Source organism: Enhydrobacter aerosaccus (assembly GCF_900167455.1).
In the GTDB taxonomy this organism is placed as follows: domain Bacteria; phylum Pseudomonadota; class Alphaproteobacteria; order Reyranellales; family Reyranellaceae; genus Reyranella; species Reyranella aerosaccus.
Genome location: NZ_FUWJ01000004.1, coordinates 39,543 through 62,647 on the forward strand (window position 1 = coordinate 39,543; position 23,105 = coordinate 62,647).

Below are 23,105 nucleotides of genomic sequence, written 5' to 3' on the forward strand. Positions count from 1 at the left end.
GGGCCGAGGGCGAAGGGCCCTTCGCTCCGCTCGGCATGATACTGCACGTAGGTTCGAGTCAGAAAGGCTTGCCATGGATTCGTTGAACGACACCGATCTCGCCTTGATGAAATTCGGCGTCGGCCAGCCGGTGCCGCGGACCGAGGATCCCACGCTGCTGCGCGGCGAGGGACGATATACCGACGACATCAACCTGCCGGGCCAGGCCTATGCCGTCATGGTCCGCAGCAAGATCGCGCACGGTCGGATCAAGGGCATCGACACCAAGGCGGCCCTCGCCATGCCGGGCGTCCTGATGGTCTTGACCCATGCCGATCTCGAGGCGGCTGGCTTCGGTCCGCTCAAATGCCCGGTCAGTATCCCGCAGCGCGACGGATCGCCGATGAAGACTCCGCCGCGGCCGTCGCTTGCCAAGGACAAGGTGCGATTCGTGGGCGAGGCGGTGGCTTGCGTCGTGGCAGAGACACAGGCGCAGGCCAAGGACGCGGCCGAAGCTGTCGAGCTCGATCTCGAGGAACTGCCGGCGGTCACGACGCCCACCCAGGCGCTCGAACCTGGCGCCCCGCCGCTGCATGACGAGGCCCCGGGCAATCTCGTGCTCGATTTTCACTATGGCGATGCCGAGGCGGTTAAGAAGGCGTTTGCCGAAGCGGCTCATGTCACGCGGCTGGAGATCGTTTCCAATCGCGTAATCGTGAACGCGATGGAGCCCCGGTCGGCGATCGGATCGTGGGATGCCGCGAAGGAGCGCTACGTCCTCCATGTCGGCTGCCAGGGTGTGTTCGGTCTGCGCGGCGGTCTGGCCAAGGACGTCCTGAACGTTCCGGCCGACAGGCTGCATGTGCTCACCGGCAATGTCGGCGGATCGTTCGGCATGAAGGCGCCGCCCTATCCGGAGTACGGACCCCTGCTGTTGGCGGGCAAGTCGCTGGGCCGACCGGTCAAATGGACCGACGAGCGCTCGGAAAGCTTCTTGAGCGATCATCACGGCCGCGATCACCAGCGCGTGGCGGAGCTTGCGCTCGACAAGGACGGCAAGTTCCTGGCGGTACGTCTCACCGGGTACGGTAATGCCGGCGCCTTCATCTATCCGCCGCTGCCGGCGACCACCAACGCCGTGAAGAATGTCATCGACGTCTACAAGACGCCGGCAATGGAAGTGAATTCCAAGGTCGTGTTCACCAACACGACGCCGATCGCCGCCTATCGCGGTGCCGGCCGTCCCGAAGGCAATTACTTCATGGAGCGGCTGATCGATACCGCCGCCCGCGAGATGGGCATCGACAGAATCGAGCTGCGTCGTCGCAACCATATTGCCGCCTATGCCATGCCCTATAAGGCGCCGTCAGGCATGAACTACGACAGCGGCGACTTCGCGGCGATTCTCGACAAGGCTGTCGCGGTGTCGGAGTGGAACGGATTCGAACAGCGCAAGGCCGACAGCAGGAAACGCGGAAAGTTGCGCGGTCGCGGCATCGGCAGCTATCTGGAAGTCACGGCGCCGGCCGGCAAGGAATATGGCGGCATCCGCTTCGAGGCCGATGGCACCGTCACGATGCTGAGCGGCACGCTGGATTACGGCCAGGGTCATGCTTCGCCCTTCGCCCAGGTGCTGAGCGAGAAGCTTGGCATTCCGTTCGAGCGCTTTCGCCTGCTCCAGGGTGACAGCGATCAGCTCAAGGCCGGCGGCGGCACCGGCGGCTCGCGTTCGGCCATCGTCGGCAGCGAGGCCTTCCTCGAAGCGGGCGCCAAGGTGATCGAGCAGGGCAAGGCAATCGCGGCCCATGTGCTCGAAGCTTCGGCGGCAGACATCGAATTCGCCCGCGGCCGCTTCACCATTGCCGGCACCGACCGCGGCATCGGTCTGCTGGAACTGGCCGGGAAGATCCGCAGCGGCCTGAAGCTACCCAACGACGTACCGCAGACGCTCGATGTCAGTCACATCTCCGACACGCCGCCCTCCGCCTTCCCCAATGGCTGCCACGTGGCGGAGGTCGAGATCGATCCTGATACGGGGCAGGTCGATGTCGTGCGCTATTTCATGGTCAACGACTTCGGTACCGTCATCAATCCGATGCTGGTCGAGGGCCAGGCGCATGGCGGGGTGGTGCAGGGGATCGGCCAGGCGATCTTCGAGCGTACCGTCTATGACGACCAGGGCCAGCCGCTCACTGGCTCCTACATGGACTATGCCCTGCCGCGCGCGTCGGACGTGCCGTTCTTCACGGTCGAGAGCCATCCGGTGCCCTGCAAGACCAACACGCTGGGCGTGAAAGGCTGTGGCGAGGCGGGTTGCGCCGGTGCGCTGCCGTCGGTGATGAACGCCATCGTCGACGCGCTGGCCGAGGTTGGGGTCACGCATATCGACATGCCGGTGACGCCGGAAAAACTCTGGCGCGTGCTGAACGGCCGCTGATCCTATCGCGTATGCTGGGCGACGCAGCGCTCGATCGCGCTGCGATCGAGATGGCCGCGCTGTCCAATCAGCACGAGGCGGCTGGGGCTTTCGTTGGTCGCCGGCTCGACTGCGTGGCGGGCGCCGGCGATCTGCAGGGTGACCGGACCTCGGTTCCGGTCTCGCACGAAGCCCTTCGCCCTCAGCAAGCCGAAGGAGGGCAATACGAGATCGCGAGCCAAGGCCTCGGCATCCACTGGATCGGGCAGTGCGAGTTCCATCGCCTCGTACAGGGCTGAGGCGTCAGGCGCGCCCAGAGCGGAAGGCGCCAATGGTCCCGCCTTCCTGTGCTCGATATCGAATACGAGTTCCGATGGAACAGTGGCGCGCACGGCTTCAATGATCGGCGCCGCGGGCATTTGTGCGGACAGCCAGCCGACGACCTGGGCACGCTGGTCGTCCGCTGCGAGGTCGCAGCGATTGACGAGCAGGAGATCAGCGGAAGCGACCTGTCGCGTAATCGTGTCGCCAAGATAGGGATCGGCAGCCCGCTCCAGGACTGTCTCGGCGTCGACCAGCACGATGATCGAGTCGATGCGATAGGCGGGCAGCAGGCTCACCGCGTTCGCCACCATGCCGGGCAGGGCGACGCCGCTGGTTTCCAGCAACACGGCGTCGAGATCGGGACGCCGGCTCGGCAAGGCCATCAACGTTTCCATCAGCTCCGAGCCGTAGCTGCAACAGATGCAGCCGCCGGAGATCTCCAGCGTGTCGCCGCCGGCCGAGACGATCAGGTCGCGATCGATCGGCAAGGCACCGAAATCGTTGACCAGTACCGCCAGCTTTCTGCCCCCGGCATGGCGCAGCAGGTGATTGACCAGGGTTGTCTTGCCGGTGCCGAGATAGCCGCCGATCACCGTGACCGGCAGCCGCCTCGCTCGCGTGGAGCCTACGTCGGTCACGCCGCAACGGCTGGGAAGGGACGACCGTCCTGGACGGTGCCCCAGATCCGCACATCCTTCAGGTGCTCGGCGCCGATCTCGGTCGGATCGTCCTCGAGCACCGCGAAGTCGGCGCGCTTGCCGCACTCGATAGAGCCGACCTCGCCATCCAATCGCAATGTATAAGCAGCGCCGAGCGTGATGGTGCGCAACGCATCAGCAACCGAGATGCGCTCCTCCGTGCCCAGTACGCGGCCGGATGCCGTGAGGCGGTTGACGGCGCCCCAGGCCGTGAAGAGCGGACCGAGCGGCGTCACGGGCGCATCGGAGTGGATGGCCAGCGGCACGCCGGTCGCAAGCGCCGTTGCGCAGGCGTTCATGCGCGTGGCCCGCTCCGGTCCGACGGTCATCGCGTAATGCTGGTCGCCCCAATAGAAGTGATGATTGGGGAAAAGGTTGGCGCACATGCCGAGCTGCTTCATGCGCCGGAACTGGGCCGCATCGGCGAGCTGGCAATGCTGCAGCGTGAAGCGATGATCGCGCGCCGGTTGACCGAGCAGCGCGGCTTCCAGGCAGTCGAGTGCCATCTCGGTCGCCTGGTCACCGTTGGTGTGGCTGTGTACCAGCACGCCGGCACGCAAGGCCGCGCCGTAAAGCTCGCGCATCGTTTCAGGCGCCGTGTACCACAAGCCATTGGGGGCGCCGTTGTAGTAGCCGGGCCAGCGCAGCCGGGCCGAGAAGCCCTGAATCGAACCGTCGACGAATGCCTTCACGGCACCGAGTCGCAAACGGTCGGTCGATTGCTTCCTGAGGGCAAGGGCGCGCTCTATGACCTCCGGCGCCGTCATACCCAGGAAACGGCGGAAGGAAACGATGCGCACCGGAAAGTCCGCTTCGCCGGTGACGCGGCGCATCATGGAAACTGCTTCGTCCGGCAGCAGGTTCGCGAGGTCGGTCGCAGTGGTCACGCCCTGGCGTACGCAGAGGCGTGCGAAGCGGCGCAAGCCGGGCTCGTCACTGGCCATCGCCTCGCGATCGAAGCCGAAATGGTGTCCGACAAGGCTCATGGCGTCGGGGCCTTTGAGCTCGCCGGTCGGCAGCCCGTCGTCACCGAGCGGCACGCCGGGATGATTGATGCCGGGCCGCAGCAGTCCGGCAAGATCGAGCACGCGGCTGTTGACGTTGAAGATGTGGCCACTCGCGTGCAGCACGCCGATCGCGCGCGTTGTCGAGACCCGATCCAGGTCCTGCCGCGTCACTCGACGGTCGCCGTAGTAGATCGGATCCAGGCCCCAGCCGGACATCGGCTCATCTGGGGAGCTGAGCTGCCGCTCGTGATCCTGCAGGCGGCCGACGACTTCCTCGATCGACGTGGCGCCCGGCCAGACCTTGCCGTCCGGATCCATGCGATCGAAGCGCCCGACATAGATGTAGCGCCAGAAAGTGCCTTCGCTGGCGTGGCTGTGACCTTCGACGAAGCCTGGCAGCAGGACCTTGTCCGCGAAGCGCTCATCGAGCGTGTACGGTCCCCAGCCGGTGAGGTCGTCGAGCGAGCCCGCCCCCAGGATCCGGCCTTCGCGTACCGCCACGTGAGTCGTCTCGGGATTGCTCGGGTTCATGGTGAGGATACGACGGGCGCGATAGATCGTCGTTGTATTTGCAGTCATTTCGCCGGACTCGCTCTTTGTTCTCAACCGGTTGCGTCCCGAAGGTCTCGTCCTATGGCATCAATGGCTGTTCGACGCCATGGCGCGTGCGGCCGCGCTCCCTTGACAGGCTGGCGCCCGTGCCTCACACGGCGGTTCTCAACTCTAGGAAAAGGGACATGCAAGCCAAGAATATTGCCGTCGTGGGTGCTACCGGGGCCGTCGGGGAAGAGATCCTGCGCGTGCTCGAACGCCGGAACTTTCCGGTCGGTAAACTGAAGCTTCTCGCTTCGGAGCGCTCGGTCGGCAAAACCTTGGACTTCAAGGGCAAACCGGTCCCGGTCGAGCTGCTGGCGGCGGGCGCCTTCAAGGGCACCGACATCGCCTTCTTCAGCGCTGGCGCCACCCGCAGCCGCGAGTTCGTGCCGGCGGCGAAGGCCGCAGGCGCGGTCGTGGTCGACAATTCGTCGGCCTTCCGGATGGATCCCAACACGCCGCTGGTCGTGCCGGAAGTCAATCCGGGGGATCTTCGGCGCCACAAGGGTGTGATCGCCAATCCGAACTGCACGGCAGCGATCCTTGCCACCGCCGTGTGGCCCATCCACCAGGCGGTCGGCATCCGCAAGATCGTGGTCTCCACCTACCAATCGGCGTCCGGCGCTGGTGCGGCGGCGATGCGCGAGCTCGAGGATCAGGTGCGCCAGTATGCCGAGGGCAAGCCGGTCACGCACACGGTGTTCCCGCACCAGATCGCCTTCAATCTCTTTTCGCATAACACCAAAGTGGCCGAGAATGGCTACAACGAGGAAGAGAACAAGGTGATCGAGGAGATGCGCAAGATGTTCCATGCACCCGATCTCCCGATCCTGCCGACCTGCATCCGCGTGCCGGTGCTGCGCGCGCATTCGGAATCCGTCGCGCTGGAACTCGAAGCGCCGATGTCACCTGAAGAGGCGCGCGAGATCCTGCGTCGTGCGCCGGGCATCAAGATCGTCGACGATCCGGTCGCCAATCACTTCCCGATGCCGCTCGAAGCCAGCGGCGATCTCGATGTGCATGTCGGCCGCATCCGGCGGGACCTCACCAACCCCAACGGGTTGGCGTTGTTCGTGGCGGGCGATCAGCTGCTGAAGGGCGCTGCGTGGAACGCGGTGCAGATCGCCGAGGAACTCGCCAAGCTTCCGGTGGAAGTGGCGTAAAGCCTCATCGGAGTCGTAGAATTCAGAAGCGGCGGCAGCGATGCCGCCGTTTTTGTTTGCCGCCCGCGGCATGGAACTTGCGTGTTATTCGCACGGTCTGCAGTCCATGGTGGAGCGAGGCGTGTCTTCACAAGCCAAACGCATGATTCACCTCGGCGCGTTCGTGCACGAGACGGGGCAGCATGTCGCTGCATGGCGCCATCCCGAAGCGCACTATCAGTCCGGCACGAGCTTTTCCGACATGGTCGAGGTCGCCCGGCTCGCCGAGGGGGGCAAGTTCGACTTCCTGTTTCTCGCTGACACCGCCGCAGTCAATCTCGAAGGCAGCGCCGATGCGCGGGGTCGCATGGGCAAGGTGGTCAAATTCGAACCCATGACCATTTTGTCGGCACTGGCTTCTGTCACGACGCATCTCGGTCTCGTCGCGACATCGACGACGACCTTCAACGAGCCCTACACGCTCGCCCGACAGTTCGCGTCACTCGATCAGATCAGTGGCGGGCGAGCTGCCTGGAATCTCGTCACCTCCAACAACGAGCAGGATGCGCTGAACTACAGCCGCGACGAACACATGTCGCATAGCGATCGCTACGAGCGCGCGATCGAGTTCGCCGAGGTGGTGAACGGTCTGTGGGACAGCTGGGACGAGGATGCCTTCATCAGAGACAAGGACTCCGGCGTCTTCTTCGATCCCTCGAAGATGCATGTGCTGAACCACAAGGGAAAGCATTTCAAAGTCCGCGGTCCGCTGAATGTCGCGTGCTCGCCCCAAGGGCGCCCTGTGCTGGTGCAGGCGGGCGCCTCAGGCACTGGTCGCGATGTCGCGGCGCGCCTGGCCGAAGTCGTGTTCACGGCGCAAACGACCTTCGAACAGGGCAAGGAATTCTATTCCGACGTCATGTCGCGCCTGCCGCGCTTCGGCCGCACGTCCGACGAGGTCAAGGTGATGCCGGGCTTTTATCCGGTCGTGGCGCCGACAGCGTCGGAGGCGCAGGAGAAGTACGATTATCTGCAGTCACTGATCCAGAAGCCGGTCGGCCTTTCGATCCTCGAGCACACGATCGGTGTGCATGACCTCGACAAGCTGCCCCTCGACGGGCCGGTGCCCGAGATGGTCGACACCAACGGTCCGCTCAGCCGTCAGCGCCTGCTGCTGGAACAGGCGCGGCGCGACAATCTCACGCTCTGGGAACTCTGCCTCGCTAACGCCGGGCCGCGCGGTCACGTGCTGTCGATCGGCACGCCGTCGCAGGTCGCCGACGAGATGGAGCACTGGTTCACGGGCGGCGCCGCCGACGGCTTCAATGTCATGCCGGCCTGGCTGCCGGGGTCGCTTGCGGATTTCGTCGATCTGGTCATTCCCGAGCTGCAGCGCCGCGGCCTGTTCCGGGAGGAGTACGAAGCCACGACCTTGCGCGGGAATCTCGGCCTTCCCAAGCCGGTCAATCGCCATCACGAGCAACGCTTCATGGGGGCAGCGCAATGACGAAGGCAGTGCGACAGGGTGGGCCGCTGCTCGGCCGCCGCAAGATGGGCGGTCTGGCCGCGGGAGCCCTCGTGGCTGGGGCATTCCCCGCCGCGACGTCGACGTTTGCGCAAGCGGCCGATGCCTCGACCTTCGTCAGCGGCTTCGCCCTGCCGATGAATCTCGATCCGCATCAGGTCTACGACGTGCCGATGCAGTCGATGATGCTGAATGCCTACGACAACCTCTATCGTTACGAGGGCGACCCGCCCGAGATCGTGCCGTGGCTGGCCGAGAGCCATACCGTCTCCGACGATGGCCTGTCGTGGGAGTTCAAGCTGCGGCCGAACCTCAAGTTTCACGACGACAGCCCTCTCACGGCCGACGATGTCGTGTACAGCTTCCGCCGGATGTTGGCCTTGGCGCTGGCGCCCGCCGGCGCCTTCCTCAAGATCCTCAAGCCCGAAAACGTGACGGCGCCCGAACCGCTGCTGGTGCGGTTCAAGCTGGAGACCTCCTACGCGCCGTTCCTGGCCGCGATCCCGAGCATCTGCATCGTCAATCCACGCGCCATCAAGCCGAACGAAAAGAACGGCGACTGGGGCAAGACCTGGCTGGCCTCGAACGGTGCCGGTTCAGGGGCCTATCGCATCGTGCCGGAGGGCTACCGGCCGCTCGAATATCTCGACATGGAGATCAACGAGGGCCACTTCAAAGGCTGGTCCGACAACGCCAAGCCGGTGAAGAAGATCGCCTACCGGCCGACCAAGGAAACCTCGACCCGCATCCTGGCACTGCTGAACGGCACGCTCGACTGCACCGATCCGAACCTGCCGGCGGACCAGGTCGAGCAGATCAACGCCTCCAAGATCGCCTTCGTCCAGAAGGACATCGTGATGCGGACCTTCGTCGTTCGCATGAACAACACCAAGCCGCCGTTCGACAATCTCAACGCGCGCCTGTGCTTCGCCCATGCCTTCAACTACATGGGTTTCATCAACGACATCCTGGGCGGGTACGCCACGCGCGATCCCTACCCGATGCCGGAGAATCTGTGGGGCGTCCCGAAGGACGCGAAGGGCTACGACTACGATCTGAAGAAGGCCAAGGAGTATATGGCCAAGGCGATGGCCGAGGGCGCGCCGATGAAGCGGCCCCTGGAGATCCATGTCCAGTCGGAGAACGAACAGAGTGTCCAAGGGGCGCAGCTGTTCCAGAGCGAACTGGCTCAGATCGGCATCAATCTCAAGGTCGTGGGCAATATCTGGTCCAATCTCACGACGGCTGCCGCCAAGCCCGAGACGACACCCGACATGTGGGTGCACTGGGTCAGCACCTACTTCGTGGATCCGGAGAACTGGGTTGGTCAGATGTACGACAGCCAGTTCCACGGCACCTGGAAGGCTTCGTCCTACTACAAGAATCCCGAGGTCGACGTGCTGCTGCGCAAGGCGCGCGGCTTGGTGAAGCAGGAGGAGCGGGCACCTCTCTACGAGCAGGCAATCCGCAAGATCATGGCCGATTCACCCGACATCTGGATCTACAACTCGATGCAGCTCCAAGGCTTCAACAAGCGCGTCAAGGGCCGGCGATTCTGCACGGTTGGGCAGGGCGCCGAGCTGCGCTGGATCACGCTCGCCGGCTGACCATGCTGCGCTTCGTCCTGAGACGGTGCGCTCTCGTGCTGCCCTCGCTGCTGGGGCTGTTGGTGGTGACGTTCCTGCTGATCCATGCAGTTCCGTCGGATCCCGCGGTCGCGATGGCGGGTGACGCCGCGACGCCCGAGCAGATTGCCCATCTGCGTCAGCAATACGGGCTCGACAGACCGATGTGGGAGCAGTTCGGCCTTTATCTCGGCAAGGTCGCTTCGTTCGATTTCGGCGAGAGCGCGTTTTCCCATCGGCCGGTCGCCCTCGACATCGTGCAGCGACTGCCGGCGACGCTCGAGCTGACCTTCGCTTCCTTGCTGCTGTCGGTGCTGATCGGCGTGCCGCTGGGTGTCGTTGCCGCCCTCAAGCACAACAGCTGGCCGGATTATGCGCTGCGCATCTTTTCCGTGCTGGGCGTCGCGGTCGCGGCCTTCTGGTTCGCGATCATGCTGCAATTCCTGTTCTCCATGACTCTCGGCTGGCTGCCGCTGCGCGGCGATCTGAGCGCGACCATGTCCCGTCCGCCCGTGGTGACGGGCTTCCTCCTGCTGGACAGCCTGATCGCCGGTCGCTGGGACGCTTTTGGTGATGCCGTGCGCCATCTCTTCCTGCCGGCGGTCACGTTGGCTCTTGGCGGCTTGGCGACGATCGTGCGCTTCACGCGGTCAGGCGTGCTCGACACGCTGCAGCACGACTTCGTCCTGTACGAGAGAGCCGTCGGATACAGCCGATCCCGTCTCGTCTGGATCTATGTCTTGCGCAACTCCCTGACGGCCACGGTGACGCAGATCGGCCTGCTGTTCGGCGGCCTTATCGCGGGTGGCGTGGTGGTCGAGGCAATCTTCGATTGGCCTGGCATCGGCAGCTATACGGTGCAGGCCATTCTCACCGGCGACCGCCAGGTCATGCTCGCGGTCACGCTGCTGGTCGGCGCCGTCTATGCCATGGTCAATATCCTGGTCGATGTCGTGCACGGACTGCTCGATCCGAGACTGATGGGACGAGCATGAGGCCGATCTTCGCCCGGCTCGCCCGCGATGTGCCAGCCATGCTGGGGCTCGGCATTGTGGTGTTTGTGCTGCTGCTGGCGGTGCTCGGGCCATGGATCGCACCCTATCCGGGGGATGCGTCGGCATCGCATCTGCTGCGCCGCCTGAAGCCACCCAGCCTCGATTATCCGTTCGGCACCGACAATCTGGGGCGCGATATCTTCTCCCGTGTCATCCTGGGCGCACGCGGCGCGCTGCAGATCGCGTTGGCGGTCGTGGTCGCCTCCATGCTGATCGGCGTCCCGCTCGGCCTGCTGGCTGGCTATCGCAGCGGCTGGCTATCCGAAACGATCATGCGGATAACGGACGTGGTCCTGGCGATCCCGCAGCTCGTGCTGGCGCTGGCCCTGGCACAGCTCCTGTCGCCTTCGCTGGAAAGCGCCATGCTGGCGCTGTCGCTCACCTACTGGCCCTTCTTCACGCGCATCGTCTATGCCGAGACGAGACGGCTTTCAGGATCGTTGTTCGTCGATGCCCTGCGCGGGGTCGGTGCGGGCACATCCCGCATCGTATTCCTCCATATCCTGCCCAACGCGCTGTCGCCGGTGATCGTCCGGGCGACCATCGGGCTTGGCTTCACGATCCTGGTCGCGGCGGTCCTGGGCTTTCTCGGAATGGGAGCCACGCCGCCGGCGCCGGACTGGGGCCTCGCCATCGCCGAGAGCCGCACCTATCTGCCGAAGGCGTGGTGGTATGCCGCTTTCCCGGGCGTCGCGATCCTGATCACGGTCATGGGCTTCAACTTGCTGGGTGATGGCCTGCGCGACTTGGTCGATCCCCGCATTCGGCGATCGCGATGATTCCGCTGCTGAAAATCGACGGGCTGAAAGTGTCGATCCGGACCGACGACGGTATGGCCCAGGTACTCGACGATATCGGCCTGACGCTGGAGCGCGGCCGCATTCTCGGCGTGGTGGGCGAGTCGGGATGCGGCAAGTCCACATTGATTCGGGCGGTGATGGGGATCCTGCCAAAAGCTGCGGCGGTCGAAGGGGGCCATATCTGGTTCGACGGCGAGAACCTGCTGGTCTTTTCAGAAGCCGAACTGAACACACGGATCCGGTCGAGCGGCATCGGCTTCATTCCGCAAGATCCCCTGCAGGCACTCAATCCGGTGTTCAAGGTCGGCACGCAGCTGCTCGAGACCATGCGCCGACACGCGCCGGATGATGGTAGCCGCGGACGCGATCGTCAGCGCCGCCATGTCGCCCGACTGGTCGACCTGCTGCGGCGCATGCAGGTGCCCGATCCGGAGACCGCGCTGGAGCGCTACCCGCACCAGTTCTCCGGCGGTCAGCGCCAGCGCCTGCTGATTGCGGCCGCTCTTGCCTGTTCGCCTACCTTGCTGATCGCGGACGAACCGACGACGGCGCTCGACGTGACGACCCAGCACCAGATCCTGCTGCTGCTGCGTGAGCTGGTCGGCGAATTCGGCCTTTCGCTTCTGTTCGTGACCCACGATTTCGGCGTCGTTGCCGAACTCTGCGACGATCTGTGCGTGATCTATGCTGGCCAGACCGTCGAGGCCGGTACGGTCCAGGCCGTCCTGCAGGCTCCGTCGCATCCCTACACACGTGCCTTGCTCGCCTGTCACCCGGATCGCGCCACGTCGTTCGTCGGGATTCCGGGTCTGGTTCCATCACCACTGGCTCGGCCAGCTGGGTGCCAGTTCGCGGACCGCTGCGGCGAAGCACTGCCACGCTGTCGAACCTCTTCTCCGCTTCCCGTGAAGACCCGATCGGGCGCCAACGTGCGCTGCGTGCAGTACGCATGAGTACGATCACGCCGATCGTCTCGGTCCACGGGCTGTCTGTACTACTTGGCGGTCAGCGCGGCTTTCTGAAGAAGACGATACCGCCTGTGGCGGCGGTCAAGGAGGTGAGCCTTGACCTGCAGGCAGGAGAAATCCTCGCGCTGGTCGGTGAGTCCGGCTGTGGCAAGAGCACGTTCGGCCGTACCATCCTCGGTCTGCAGCGGGAGACCGCGGGTGACATTCTCCTCGACGGCAAGCCCGTTGGCGGTCTGACCGCGGAAGCCGCTCGCATCGCGCGCCGCGATGTCCAATACGTGCACCAGGATGCTGGCGCTGCTCTCGATCCCTGGTGGAGTATCGGCCGCACCATGGCGGAGGGCCTCCGCATCCATGGCGTGCCCAATGCCGGCGAAAGGAGGGATCGTGTCACGGAGATGTTGGCTGCCGTCGGCCTAGATCCCGCCGCGGCGCGCCGTTATCCGCACGAATTTTCCGGTGGCCAGCTGCGACGCGTGGCGCTTGCCCGCATCCTGCTGCTGCGGCCGCGCGTGCTGATCCTCGACGAGCCAACGTCCGGGCTCGACATGTCGGTGCAGGCGACGGTGCTCAATCTACTGCTGGAGTTGCGGGAAAAATTCTCCCTCACCTATCTGTTCATTTCTCATGATCTGTCCGTGGTGGAACGTCTGTCTGATCGCGTTGCCATCATGTATCTCGGTCGAATTGTCGAGACCGGTCCGACGAGGGCGCTGTTCGCGCAGCCCGTCCATCCCTACACACGCACTCTGCTGGCCGCAGCGCCGCGTCTGGCGGGGAGGCGGCCGGCCGAAGCGATCGTGGTGCGCGGCGATCCACCCAGCCCTGCGGCGGCTCCGCCGGGCTGTGCGTTTGTCGATCGCTGCCCGATCGGCGAGCGGCGCTGCCGTGAACGCGTTCCGCAGCTCGTTGCCATCGGGTCCGACCATCGCGTCGCCTGTCATCTCCGCGTGACCGCTGCCAACGATTGGGCGAGCGATGGTGTCCCGATGGGGCAGACTGCCTCAGCCGGTGCAGGGCCGCGCGGCTGATCGATCGATAGGGCTGTCCGCTTCAGGGAAATAGCAACGCGCACGCGTGGCATGGGAGTTGCTGCAACCATCGCGACGAAATCGCGTGCGAGGTTGGAAGATGGATATCGGCGTCTTCATTCCCATCGGCAATAACGGCTGGCTGATCTCGTCGACGTCGCCGCAATACACACCGACCTTCGATCTCAACCGCGAGGTTGTGCTGCGAGCCGAGCGCTACGGTTTCGATTTCGCGCTGTCGATGATCAAGCTGCGAGGCTTCGGCGGCAAGTCGCGCTTCTGGGATGACAATCTCGAATCCTTCACCTTGATGGCCGGCCTGGCGGCGATCACGTCGCGAATCGAACTCTATGCCACCGTTGCCGTTCTCACCTTGCCACCAGCAATCGTCGCCCGAATGGCAACGACCATCGACAGCATCTCGCACGGCCGCTTCGGCGTGAATCTCGTCACCGGCTGGCAGAAGGCCGAGTACGATCAGATGGGCCTGTGGCCCGGCGACGAGCATTTCAAGTATCGCTATGACCTGCTCAGCGAGTACGCAACGGTGATGCAGGATCTGTGGTCGAAGGGGCAGTGCGACCTCAAGGGCAAGTACTACACCATGAACGACTGCCGGCTGGGACCGCTGCCGTCACGGCAGATTCCCCTGATCTGCGCCGGTACCAGCGATGCCGGCATGGCGTTCGCGGCCAAGTACTGCACGTACAATTTCTGCAGCGGCAATGGCGAGATGAACGATCCGCTGGACTGCGCCGACTCCGTGGCTCGCCTGAAAGCCTGCACTGATGCGACGGGCACGAAGACAAAGGCGTTGGCCTTGACCATGATCATCGCCGACGAAACCGATGAAGCGGCGATGGCCAAGTGGGAACACTACAAGGCCGGCGTCGACCTCGATGCGATTGGCTGGCGTTCCGATCAGGCCGCGGCCGACAAGAATGCGGCGGACAATTCCACCGCCGGGCGCATCCGTCGCCGTGAACCGCTGCCCCACAATGGCACGCGCCTGGTTGGCTCCTACGCCTCGGTGGCACGCATGCTCGACGAGATGTCGGAAATCGACGGACTGGCGGGCGTCATGCTCACCTTCGACGATTTCGTGATCGGCATCGAGCAGTTCGGGCAGCGCATTCAACCTCTGATGCGTAGTCGACAGAAGCTCGCAGCCGCGGCCGCCTAGGTGGATATCCTCGCGCAGCCGATTGAGGTCGACAGCGCGGCGAAGCCCGGGTTTGCGCGGCCCCAGCTCGACCTCGAACTGCGCAACATCCGCAAGCGGTACGGCGACTTCATTGCCGTCGATGGCGTGTCGCTCAAGGTCCGGAAGGGGCAGTTTGTCTGCCTGCTCGGCCCCTCCGGTTGCGGCAAGACCACGACCTTGCGCTGCGTGGCGGGGCTGGAGGAGCCGGACGAGGGCGACATCCTGATCGGCGGCAAGGAAGCGACGCGAGATCCACCCTGGCAACGCGACATCGCAATGATGTTCCAGGATTTCGCGCTGTTTCCGCATATGACGGTGGCGAAGAACGTGGCCTTCGGCCTCGAGATGCTGAAGCGGCCCAAAGCCGAGATCACGGCGCGCGTCGATCAGGTGTTGAAATCGTTCGAGATCGCCGCCCTGGCCAATCGCAAGCCGGGCAGCCTGTCGGGCGGCCAGCGTCAGCGGGTGGCGCTCGCCCGCGCCATGATCACTGAGCCGCGCCTCCTGCTGCTCGACGAGCCGATCGGCGCGCTCGACTACTCGCTGCGCGAGACGGTGATGCTGGAACTCAAGCTGCTGCAGAAGCGCAGCGGCATCTCCTTCATCTGGGTGACGCACGATCAGAACGAAGCATTCTCCTTGGGCGACCTCGTCGTGGTGATGAACCACGCACGTATCGAGCAGATGGGCACGCCGGAGGAGATCTTGCAGCGTCCTGCCACCGCCTTCGTGGCGGGATTCGTGCAGGGCAACAACGTGTTCCATGGACGCGCCGCCGGAACCTCGGATGGGCTGCTGGCGGTCGACACGGCACTGGGCCGCTTTCACGTGTCTTCGTCCGGTTCGGCCCCGGCGGCTGGCACCGCCGTGTCCTTCTCCGTTCGTGCGGAGAAGATGACCGATCTCGTCGGGGACGAGCATGGCAATCGCGTATCGGCCCGCTGCTCGGCGATCGAGTTCTTTGGTTCTGTGCGACGCCATCTGTTCGAACGCTCGGATGGCGAGGTGCTGAAATATGACCAGTTTGGCGCCCAGGCCGCACGCATCGAGCTGGGGCAGCTCGTGACGATCGGCTGGCGCGCCGACGATACCGTGCTGCACGGGATGGCCGGATGAGTACGATCCGCGTCCGCTCCAGTGCGAGCTACTGGCTGGCACTGCCGGCCACGGTGTGGATGCTGGTCGTGGTGGTGGTGCCCATAGTGCTTCTGGCCTGGGTATCGCTCTGGGGTGGTCGCAGCCTTTCGCCGACCAGTCCACTGACGTTCGACAACTACGCCAAGTTCTTCGCCAACAAGACCTATATCGACCTCGCCCTGAGCACCATCGGCCACGTCCTCCTGCTGATGGGGCTGACCGGCCTGTTGGGCTACTGCATCGCCTATTTCCTGGTCATGAAGGTACGGAGCCCGATCTGGCGGCTGGTCCTGTTCCTGGCGTTTGTCGTGCCGTTCTGGACCAGCACCCTGATCCGCGCCATCGCCTGGGTGCCATTCCTGGGCGTGAACGGTGTCATCAACCGGATACTGCTCGCGCTCGGCGCGACCCATGCGCCCATCGAGGCCTTTCTCTATTCGCGCACGGGAATCACGATGGCCCAGGTCTCGCTCTATACGATGATGGCAGCGGGGCCGGTCGTGTACATGCTGAACGCCATCGCGCCACAGCTGCGCGAGGCGGCCATGACCCTGAAGGCGCCGCCCTTTGTCGTGTTCCGGCGCATCGTCCTTCCTCTCACCCTGCCGGGCATCGTGATTGGCCAGGTGCTGGTCTTCCTCAATGTCATGTCCGACTTTGCAACCGTCGCAACGGTCGGCGGCAACAAGCATGCGCTGCTCTCCAACCTCGTGCTGCTGTTCTACGAGGGGTCGCAGATCCGGGCGGCCTCGGTGGTCGCGGTTCTGCTGATGCTTTGCATGCTGGTAGGTGTGGTGGCGGCAATGCGCGTCGTCGATATTCGGCGCCTCGGCACGGATCGCTGATGGGCTGGAAAGTCCGCCTCAACGTCACGACTGGCCTGTTGGGCGCGATTACCCTGGCCTTTCTTGCTTATCAGTGGCTGCCAATCCTCACGCTCGGGCTTCTTTCCTTCAGTGGCCCGAGCGGGGGCACGACCTTTCCGATGAACGGCGTCTCCTTTCATTGGTATCGCGAGCTCTGGCAGGCCAGCGTCATGAACGATTTCAAGCCGCCATTGCTGCGCTCGTCGCTGCTAGCGCTTGCCTGTGCGCTGACGACCGTCGTTCTGTCGGTGATGGCTGCCCAGGCCATGCGCGGCCGGTTTCGCGGCAGCGGCGCCTTCTTCTATCTGATGCTGCTGGGCATCATGGCGCCAGGCATCCTGGTGGGATTCGGTTTTGCCATCCTGATGCGTCTGCTCGGAATCGAGCTTGCGTGGAACACCACCACATTCCTCGTCCAGGTGTCATGGACCCTGCCATTCGGGTTCCTGACCATGCTTGCCGTCTTCAACCGCTTCGATCCCAGGGTGGAAGAAGCGGCACTGACCCTGGGAGCGTCGCGCCTGGTCACATTCCGGCGGATTACGCTGCCGCTCGTCCTGCCGGGTATCATCGGGGCCGCGCTGTTCGGCTTCTCCCTATCCTACGACGAATATCCCCGGAGCATGTTCACGACCGGGCCGGATGGCACGTTGCCGCTTGCCATCATGGCGCAGCTCGACCGGCAACTGACACCTGAAATCTATGCGATCGGAACGGTCACGACGATGTCTTCCCTGGTGGCTGTCACGCTTTGTGCGGCTGGCTTGTGGGCGATGCGTCGATCTACGGCCGGCCGCAGCCCTTGATGTCGAATTCACAGGAGGCCTGACATGCTCATCAAACGACGTGCCTTGCTGGCCGCAACCGGGGCAGCTGCGCTCTCCGCGCCTTCGGTCGTGTCGCCGGCGCAAGCGCAGGCCAAGCAGATCAATCTCGCCGGCGCGAGCTATGACATGCGGGACGTTATCCTGACCGAGTTCGCAAAGCGAAGCGGGATCACGCCCCGGCCCTTCATCAACCCGTCGACACAGGTCCGCGTCGACCGCATCCGCACGGCGCCTCTTGACTGCCTGATGCTGGATGCCCCGTTCGCCGCCTATGCCAATTCAGAGAATCTGCTCCAGCCAATCGACACGTCCCGCCTGACCTACTGGCCAAAGTTGCATCCGCTGCTGAAGGACGGCCGCGCCACACCGACGGCACCGCTCGGGGTCGGCGCCAACCCGGGGCGCATGATGTATCTCGACGATGCCCGTACCAAGGTGTCGTTCGCCCCGATGTTCTTCCAGATGGACAGCATCGGCTACAACGCCGGCAAGATTCAGGCGGAGAACAATTCGCTGTCCTGGGGCGAGCTGTTCAACCCGAAATGGCGCGGCAAGGTCGCGCTGTACGGCATTGACTGGCTCGGCATGCTGAATGCGGCCATGGCCATGCAGGCGCTCGGGCTCTTCAAGCCTGTCGATATGAGCAACATGACGGAGAAGGAAGTCGACACCGTCGTCGCCTTCCTCAAGGACAAGAAGAAGGAGGGTCACTTCCGTGCCATGTGGAAGGCCTATGGCGAACTGGTGAACCTGATGGCTTCCGAGGAAGTATGGATCGCCGACGCCTGGTGGCCAGTGGTTGTCGAAGTCGCCAGCAAGGGGATCCCCGTTCGTTACGCCGTCGCCAAGGAGGGCTATCGTGCCTGGTGCAACGGTTACGGCATTCCCGCGAACGCGAAGAATGTCGACGCGGCCTATGAGTGGCTCAACTTCTGGATGGAAGGATTCCCAGGCGCCCGGCAGTCGGAGATCGGCTATTTCTCGACCGTCAACACCTACGAGAAATATCTCGATCCCAAGTTGGTGAAAGAGGTCTATGGTGGCGAGGGCCGCGATGGCGGTTCGCTCGAGGACCGGGCCCAGCGCGTCTATGTCTGGAACACGCGCCCGAAGAACCTCGAATACTACACAGAGAAATGGAACGAATTCCTGGCTGCCTGAGGTGACCGGAACAAGGGAGGAGCGCCATGGATCTCGGTTTGAAAGGCAAGAAGGTGGCTGTGACCGGCGGCAGCAAGGGCATCGGTCGCGCCATCGCCGAGGGATTTGGCGACGAGGGCGCGGCTGTCTCAGTCTGCGCCCGCAACACCAGCGAGGTCGCCGCCGCCGTCGCGGCATTGACTGCCAAGGGCGTCAAGGCTTTCGGCCAGGCGCTGGATGTCGCTGATCCCGCCGCGCTCAAGGCGTGGATCGTGGCCAGCGCGGCCGAATTCAACGGGCTGGATGTGCTGGTCTGCAATGTCAGCGCCCTGGCCGTTGGCGATTCCGCGGAGACCTGGGAAAAGTCGTTCCGCACCGACATGATGCACACCGTCAACGCGGTGGCCGCGGCGGTGCCGTTCCTCGAGAAGTCCGATTGCGCCTCGATCGTGCTGATCTCGAGCGTGTCCGGCTTCGAGGTCGACTTCGCCGCAGGTTCCTACGGCGCGATCAAGGCAGCGCTGATCCATTACGCCAAGGGGCTGAGTCGGCAACTCGTCGGCAAGGGCATTCGGGTCAACTGCGTTTCTCCCGGCAACACCTATTTCGAAGGTGGTATCTGGCAGAATATCGAGAACAATATGCCGGACCTGTTCGCGTCGACGATCAAGGTCAATCCGACCGGGAAGTTCGGCACCGCCGAGGAAGTGGCGAACGGCGTGGTGTTCATCGCCAGTCCGAAGGCCAGCCGCATCTCGGGCACCAATCTCGTCATCGACGGCGCTCTTACGGTCGCGGTCTAGGGGGAATGCGCATGCATGGCCATCGCCACACGATCCACAAGGACCATATTCATCACGGCTGGAACAACGCCTTCGCGCCCTGTCTCAAGATCGCGCCGGGCGAAGTGGTGCATTTCGAGACCGTGGATGCCTCGTCGGGCCAACTGTCGCGGACGTCGACCGAAGCCGATCTCGCCAAGCTCGACCTCGCCTTCGTCAATCCGGTCACGGGGCCGATCTTCGTCGATGGTGCCAAACCAGGCGACGCGCTCAAGATCAGCATCTTGTCCTTCAGTCCTTCGGGCTGGGGCTGGACCGGCAACATTCCAGGCTTCGGGCTGCTGGCGGATCAGTTTCCCGATGCCAAGCTCCATCATTGGAACTACGACCCCGGCCTCAAGCCGGCGATGTATGGACCGGGAGGCAAGGTTCCGTTGCGTCCCTTCGCCGGCACGATCGGGGTCGCGCCAGCCGCGCCCGGGCTTCATAGCATCGTTCCGCCCCGGAATGTCGGTGGCAACATGGATGTCCGGGACCTGTTCGCCGGGGTCGAACTCTATCTGCCGATCGAAGTCGATGGCGCGCTTTTCTCTGTTGGCGATACCCATGCTGCGCAAGGCGACGGAGAAGTGTGCGGCACGGCGATCGAGAGTCCGATCGATGTGGTGCTGAAGATCGACGTGGTGAAAGGCGCCAATCTCCGTATGCCGCGCTACGTCACACCGGGACCGGTGAGCGACCATTTCGACAAGGCTGGATATGAGGTGACAACGGGCATCGGCGCGGACCTGATGGCCGGCGCCCGTATGGCGGTATCCGAAATGATCGAGCTGCTCTGCCGCCGCTTCGGCTATTCAGCGATCGATGCCTACATGCTGTGCAGCGTTTGCGCTGACCTGCGGATCAGTTCGATCGTCGATGTGCCGAACTGGGTCGTCTCGTTCTACTTCCCGCGCATCGTGCTGGAATAGCGGTCAGGCGACCGCCTTCAGTTTCTCACTGCGGCAGGCCATCAGCGGCTGGATGTGCTGCCCGAACTGCTCCATGCCGACCAGGAAGTCATCGAAGGTCAGCATGATGCCCTTGGTGCCGGGAACGGCGGCGCATTCATCGAGCATGCGCGCGACGGAGGCATAGGAGCCGACCAGCGTGCCCATGTTGAAATTGACCGCGCCTTCAGGGGCGGAGATGCGCTTGGCGGTGCCGCCTTCGGGCGCATTGGGGTCGGCATCGGCCTGGCCCGACATCCAGCTCAGCGCTTCCAGGTCCGCGCCTTCGTTGTAGCGCTTCCACTTGGCCATCGCTTTCTCGTCGGTCTCGTCGGCGATTACCATCATCAGTACGTAGTTACCGACATCGCGGCCGGTCTTGGCGGCCGCCTGCATCATCAATTCATTGGTCGGCTGATGGGCTGTCGGTGTGTTGACCCCTTTGCCCAGTGTAAAATTATAATTGCCGTAGGTCGCGCCGAACTCCATGCCGCGCGGGCTCTGGCCGGCGCAAACGATCTTCATCGATGCCGTTGGACGCGGGCTCAGCTTGCAGTCGGACATCTGGAAGTACTTGCCCTTGAAATCCGAGGTGCCTTTCTCCCAAAGTTCGCGCAGGACGGTGACGTATTCGGTGCTGTAGTCGTAGCGGTAGCCGAAATAGGCTTCACCGGGCCACATGCCCATCTGTTCATATTCGTCCTTTGCCCAACCCGAGACGATGTTGACGCCAAAGCGTCCGTTCGAGATCGAATCGATGGTCGAGGCCATCCGCGCGACGATCGCCGGCGGAATGGTCAGCACCGCCACCGAAGCATAGAGCTGAATCCGCTTCGTCACGGCGGCCAAGCCCGCCATCAGGGTGAAGGATTCGAGATTGTGATCCCAGAATTCGCTTTTGCCCCCGAAGCCGCGCAGCTTGATCATCGAGAGGGCAAAGTCGAGGCCGTAATGCTCCGCTCGTTGCACGATCTGCTTGTTGAGATCGAAGGAGGGCATGTACTGCGGCGAGGTCGTAGAGATCAGCCAGCCATTGTTGCCGATCGGAATGAAGACACCGATATCCATGACAACCTCCTGTGAAATCCGATACCGAAGGTCGAGCAAGCGACATGCCAGCGCGTCGCATGGAAGTTGCAGGTCTGCGGTGGCTTTCACGGGAGGGAACGAGACATGAAGGCGGTCGTCATCCACGCCACCGGCGGACCGGAGCAACTCGTGGTCGCCGAGCTGCCAGATCCTGTTCCGGGGCCGGGAGAAGTCCTGGTCGATGTTGCTTATGCCGGCTGCAACTGGGCCGATACGCAAGTGCGGATGGGCATCTATCCGCATGCCATGACCTACCCCATGGTGCTGGGCTTCGAGGTGTCGGGGACGGTCGCGGCGCTCGGCCCGGAGGTTCACGGCGTGGCAATCGGAGAGCGGGTGGCGAGTTTCCCCGATAAAGGCGGCGCCTATGCCGAGAAATGCGTCGCTCCGGCCGCCGGACTGATCAAGCTTCCGGCAGATGTTCCGCTCGATGTCGGGGCGGCATTTCCCATCCAGGCGCTGACCGCCTATCACATGCTCTTCACCGTCTACCGCCTGAAACCGGGAGATACCGTGCTGGTGAACGCCATTGGCGGCGGCGTTGGGCTGATGTGCACCCAGCTCGCCGTCCAGGCTGGAGCGCGCGTGATCGGCACCACGGGCACGCCAGGGAAGGAGCAGCGTGCTTTGGAGTATGGCGCCGCGCGTGTTGTGGTGACTTCCGGCGAGGATTTCGAGACAGCCGTTCTCGAATTCACGCACGGGAAGGGGGTTGATCTGGCGATCGACTCCTACGGCGCCACGATGCTCGACCGCACCTTCAACGTCGTGCGCAAGCTTGGCCATGTCATCAGCATCGGCGAAGCCGAGGGCCAACCGTTCAAGAACATCCGGGAGCGCATCCTGCCGCGCTCGCAGACCTTCACCCGCCTTCATCTCGGCCATGTCGATCAGACGTCGCCCGAATGGAAAGCCGGCATCGATCATGTCGTATCGGGCATCGAGCAGGGTTGGCTCAAGGTGCCGATCGAGGGCGTCTTCGCTCTCGACAGGGCGGCCGATATGCACCGCTGCCTCGAGGGGCGTCAGGTCGCCGGCAAGCTGCTGCTGAAGGCTGGCGACTAGGCGCTGCGATCCTTGTCCGGCCTGGCACGGAAGCAGTGATCCAGCGTCGGAAATGTCCGCGACCGGACCTCCCGAGCGTAGGCCTCGGCAGCGGCGGAAATCTCGACGCCCAGATTGGCGTAGCGCTTCACGAAACGCGGCGTGAAATCGCTGAAGAGACCGAAGACGTCTTCCGCGACCAGGATCTGGCCGTCGCAGGCCGGCGATGCGCCGATACCGATGGTGGGCACCTTCAAAGATGATGTGATCGCGGCGGCAACAGGTTCGACGGTGCCTTCCAGGACCACGGCGAACGCTCCGGCATCGGCCACCGTTGCGGCATCCTGCGCCACTTTCTGCGCTTCCGCTTCGGACCGGCCGGTCGCCTTGAAACCGCCTGCCACATTCACCGATTGGGGCATCAGGCCGACATGGCCGCATACCGGAATGCCGCGCTGTGCCAGGAACCGGATCGTTTCCGCCATCTCGGCGCCGCCCTCGAGCTTCACGCCGCTGCAGCCGGTCTCGGCCATTACGCGCGCGGCGGCGCGGAAAGCCTGCTCGGGGCTGGCCTGGTAGCTGCCGAACGGCAGATCGACGATCACGCAGGCGCGCTCGGCGCCACGCATCACCGCAGCGCCATGGGCGATCATCATGTCGAGCGTAACGGGCAACGTGCTGTCGAAGCCGTAGACCACCATTCCAAGCGAGTCGCCCACAAGCAGAAGGTCGACATGCGGATCGAGCCAGCGCGCCATCTGGGTCGTATAGGCGGTCAGGCAGACGATCGGCTGCTGTCCTTTCCGGTCTCGGATCTGCGGCGTGCTCAGCCGTTTGGCACGGGTGACGGCGCTCATGGCGCT

General features: G+C 63.9%; 20 protein-coding genes. 16 read left to right on the forward strand and 4 right to left on the reverse strand.

All coding sequences use genetic code 11. From position 1 onward, the window contains the following. Positions 1-73 precede the first annotated feature (73 nt). Positions 74-2,416, forward strand: a complete 2,343-nt coding sequence (locus B5D62_RS17425; protein WP_085935208.1) for a xanthine dehydrogenase family protein molybdopterin-binding subunit — start codon at positions 74-76, stop codon at positions 2,414-2,416. Positions 2,417-2,418: 2 nt separating this feature from the next. Here the strand turns inward: B5D62_RS17425 and B5D62_RS17430 are convergent, their stop codons facing one another. Both B5D62_RS17430 and B5D62_RS17435 read right to left on the reverse strand, forming a co-directional pair. After that, positions 2,419-3,357 carry a CobW family GTP-binding protein gene (locus B5D62_RS17430; protein WP_170920991.1) on the reverse strand — a complete coding sequence of 313 codons (939 nt, stop codon included), beginning with the start codon at positions 3,355-3,357 and terminating at the stop codon, positions 2,419-2,421. Continuing rightward, positions 3,354-5,003 carry an amidohydrolase gene (locus tag B5D62_RS17435; RefSeq protein ID WP_085935210.1) on the reverse strand — a complete coding sequence of 550 codons (1,650 nt, stop codon included), beginning with the start codon at positions 5,001-5,003 and terminating at the stop codon, positions 3,354-3,356. Before B5D62_RS17435 ends, B5D62_RS17430 begins: the two co-directional genes overlap by 4 nt. A gap of 158 nt (positions 5,004-5,161) precedes the next feature. On the opposite strand from B5D62_RS17435, the gene B5D62_RS17440 reads away from it, so the two are divergent. The 14 genes from B5D62_RS17440 (at position 5,162) to B5D62_RS17505 (ending at position 20,091) form a co-directional block, all read left to right on the forward strand. Next, a complete protein-coding gene (locus tag B5D62_RS17440) occupies positions 5,162-6,181 on the forward strand; it encodes an aspartate-semialdehyde dehydrogenase (protein WP_085935211.1) in 1,020 nt (339 codons plus the stop codon). Positions 6,182-6,323: 142 nt separating this feature from the next. Further along, positions 6,324-7,667: an LLM class flavin-dependent oxidoreductase gene (locus tag B5D62_RS17445; RefSeq protein ID WP_231714860.1), complete on the forward strand. Its 1,344-nt coding sequence runs from the start codon at positions 6,324-6,326 to the stop codon at positions 7,665-7,667. Further along, positions 7,664-9,292, forward strand: coding sequence for an ABC transporter substrate-binding protein (locus B5D62_RS17450; RefSeq protein WP_085935212.1), 1,629 nt, complete (start codon positions 7,664-7,666; stop codon positions 9,290-9,292). The genes B5D62_RS17445 and B5D62_RS17450 overlap by 4 nt, the downstream gene beginning before the upstream one ends. A gap of 2 nt (positions 9,293-9,294) precedes the next feature. Continuing rightward, complete coding sequence (locus tag B5D62_RS17455; RefSeq protein WP_085935213.1) at positions 9,295-10,305, forward strand: ABC transporter permease; 1,011 nt, start codon at positions 9,295-9,297, stop codon at positions 10,303-10,305. Next, complete coding sequence (locus tag B5D62_RS17460) at positions 10,302-11,144, forward strand: ABC transporter permease (protein ID WP_085935214.1); 843 nt, start codon at positions 10,302-10,304, stop codon at positions 11,142-11,144. Before B5D62_RS17455 ends, B5D62_RS17460 begins: the two co-directional genes overlap by 4 nt. Next, positions 11,141-12,118 carry an ABC transporter ATP-binding protein gene (locus B5D62_RS17465; RefSeq protein WP_085935215.1) on the forward strand — a complete coding sequence of 326 codons (978 nt, stop codon included), beginning with the start codon at positions 11,141-11,143 and terminating at the stop codon, positions 12,116-12,118. The genes B5D62_RS17460 and B5D62_RS17465 overlap by 4 nt, the downstream gene beginning before the upstream one ends. Then, complete coding sequence (locus tag B5D62_RS17470; protein WP_085935216.1) at positions 12,115-13,164, forward strand: oligopeptide/dipeptide ABC transporter ATP-binding protein; 1,050 nt, start codon at positions 12,115-12,117, stop codon at positions 13,162-13,164. The genes B5D62_RS17465 and B5D62_RS17470 overlap by 4 nt, the downstream gene beginning before the upstream one ends. 100 nt (positions 13,165-13,264) lie before the next feature. Continuing rightward, a complete protein-coding gene (gene rutA, locus B5D62_RS17475; RefSeq protein ID WP_085935217.1) occupies positions 13,265-14,347 on the forward strand; it encodes a pyrimidine utilization protein A in 1,083 nt (360 codons plus the stop codon). Then, positions 14,348-15,484, forward strand: coding sequence for an ABC transporter ATP-binding protein (locus B5D62_RS17480; RefSeq protein ID WP_085935218.1), 1,137 nt, complete (start codon positions 14,348-14,350; stop codon positions 15,482-15,484). Then, entirely contained in the window at positions 15,481-16,350 is an 870-nt protein-coding gene (locus tag B5D62_RS17485; protein ID WP_085935219.1) for an ABC transporter permease, read from the forward strand. The genes B5D62_RS17480 and B5D62_RS17485 overlap by 4 nt, the downstream gene beginning before the upstream one ends. Further along, entirely contained in the window at positions 16,350-17,177 is an 828-nt protein-coding gene (locus B5D62_RS17490) for an ABC transporter permease (protein WP_085935220.1), read from the forward strand. Before B5D62_RS17485 ends, B5D62_RS17490 begins: the two co-directional genes overlap by 1 nt. Before the next feature lie 24 nt (positions 17,178-17,201). Further along, entirely contained in the window at positions 17,202-18,359 is a 1,158-nt protein-coding gene (locus tag B5D62_RS17495; protein WP_085935221.1) for an ABC transporter substrate-binding protein, read from the forward strand. Positions 18,360-18,385: 26 nt separating this feature from the next. Beyond that, positions 18,386-19,141: an SDR family NAD(P)-dependent oxidoreductase gene (locus tag B5D62_RS17500; RefSeq protein WP_085935222.1), complete on the forward strand. Its 756-nt coding sequence runs from the start codon at positions 18,386-18,388 to the stop codon at positions 19,139-19,141. An 11-nt stretch (positions 19,142-19,152) separates the two neighbouring features. Further along, a complete protein-coding gene (locus B5D62_RS17505; RefSeq protein ID WP_085935432.1) occupies positions 19,153-20,091 on the forward strand; it encodes an acetamidase/formamidase family protein in 939 nt (312 codons plus the stop codon). A 3-nt stretch (positions 20,092-20,094) separates the two neighbouring features. Here B5D62_RS17505 and rutA (B5D62_RS17510) read toward each other — a convergent pair whose 3' ends face one another. Further along, a complete protein-coding gene (gene rutA / locus B5D62_RS17510; protein ID WP_085935223.1) occupies positions 20,095-21,177 on the reverse strand; it encodes a pyrimidine utilization protein A in 1,083 nt (360 codons plus the stop codon). A gap of 105 nt (positions 21,178-21,282) precedes the next feature. Here rutA (B5D62_RS17510) and B5D62_RS17515 point away from each other — a divergent pair, with 105 nt between their 5' ends. Continuing rightward, entirely contained in the window at positions 21,283-22,263 is a 981-nt protein-coding gene (locus B5D62_RS17515; protein ID WP_085935224.1) for a quinone oxidoreductase family protein, read from the forward strand. Here the strand turns inward: B5D62_RS17515 and panB are convergent. Beyond that, positions 22,260-23,099 (reverse strand): 3-methyl-2-oxobutanoate hydroxymethyltransferase, encoded by an 840-nt coding sequence (gene panB, locus B5D62_RS17520; protein WP_085935225.1) that lies wholly within the window; start codon positions 23,097-23,099, stop codon positions 22,260-22,262. The genes B5D62_RS17515 and panB overlap by 4 nt on opposite strands. Positions 23,100-23,105: the final 6 nt, after the last annotated feature.

Bases quoted from the DNA above. Each gene is read 5' to 3' on its own strand.
- B5D62_RS17425 (WP_085935208.1), top strand. From the start codon at position 74: ATGGATTCGTTGAACGACACCGATCTCGCCTTGATGAAATTCGGCGTC.
- B5D62_RS17435 (WP_085935210.1), bottom strand. From the start codon at position 5,003: ATGACTGCAAATACAACGACGATCTATCGCGCCCGTCGTATCCTCACC.
- B5D62_RS17440 (WP_085935211.1), top strand. From the start codon at position 5,162: ATGCAAGCCAAGAATATTGCCGTCGTGGGTGCTACCGGGGCCGTCGGG.
- B5D62_RS17445 (WP_231714860.1), top strand. From the start codon at position 6,324: ATGATTCACCTCGGCGCGTTCGTGCACGAGACGGGGCAGCATGTCGCT.
- B5D62_RS17450 (WP_085935212.1), top strand. From the start codon at position 7,664: ATGACGAAGGCAGTGCGACAGGGTGGGCCGCTGCTCGGCCGCCGCAAG.
- B5D62_RS17455 (WP_085935213.1), top strand. From the start codon at position 9,295: ATGCTGCGCTTCGTCCTGAGACGGTGCGCTCTCGTGCTGCCCTCGCTG.
- B5D62_RS17460 (WP_085935214.1), top strand. From the start codon at position 10,302: ATGAGGCCGATCTTCGCCCGGCTCGCCCGCGATGTGCCAGCCATGCTG.
- B5D62_RS17465 (WP_085935215.1), top strand. From the start codon at position 11,141: ATGATTCCGCTGCTGAAAATCGACGGGCTGAAAGTGTCGATCCGGACC.
- B5D62_RS17470 (WP_085935216.1), top strand. From the start codon at position 12,115: ATGAGTACGATCACGCCGATCGTCTCGGTCCACGGGCTGTCTGTACTA.
- rutA (WP_085935217.1), top strand. From the start codon at position 13,265: ATGGATATCGGCGTCTTCATTCCCATCGGCAATAACGGCTGGCTGATC.
- B5D62_RS17485 (WP_085935219.1), top strand. From the start codon at position 15,481: ATGAGTACGATCCGCGTCCGCTCCAGTGCGAGCTACTGGCTGGCACTG.
- B5D62_RS17490 (WP_085935220.1), top strand. From the start codon at position 16,350: ATGGGCTGGAAAGTCCGCCTCAACGTCACGACTGGCCTGTTGGGCGCG.
- B5D62_RS17495 (WP_085935221.1), top strand. From the start codon at position 17,202: ATGCTCATCAAACGACGTGCCTTGCTGGCCGCAACCGGGGCAGCTGCG.
- B5D62_RS17500 (WP_085935222.1), top strand. From the start codon at position 18,386: ATGGATCTCGGTTTGAAAGGCAAGAAGGTGGCTGTGACCGGCGGCAGC.
- B5D62_RS17505 (WP_085935432.1), top strand. From the start codon at position 19,153: ATGCATGGCCATCGCCACACGATCCACAAGGACCATATTCATCACGGC.
- rutA (WP_085935223.1), bottom strand. From the start codon at position 21,177: ATGGATATCGGTGTCTTCATTCCGATCGGCAACAATGGCTGGCTGATC.
- B5D62_RS17515 (WP_085935224.1), top strand. From the start codon at position 21,283: ATGAAGGCGGTCGTCATCCACGCCACCGGCGGACCGGAGCAACTCGTG.
- panB (WP_085935225.1), bottom strand. From the start codon at position 23,099: ATGAGCGCCGTCACCCGTGCCAAACGGCTGAGCACGCCGCAGATCCGA.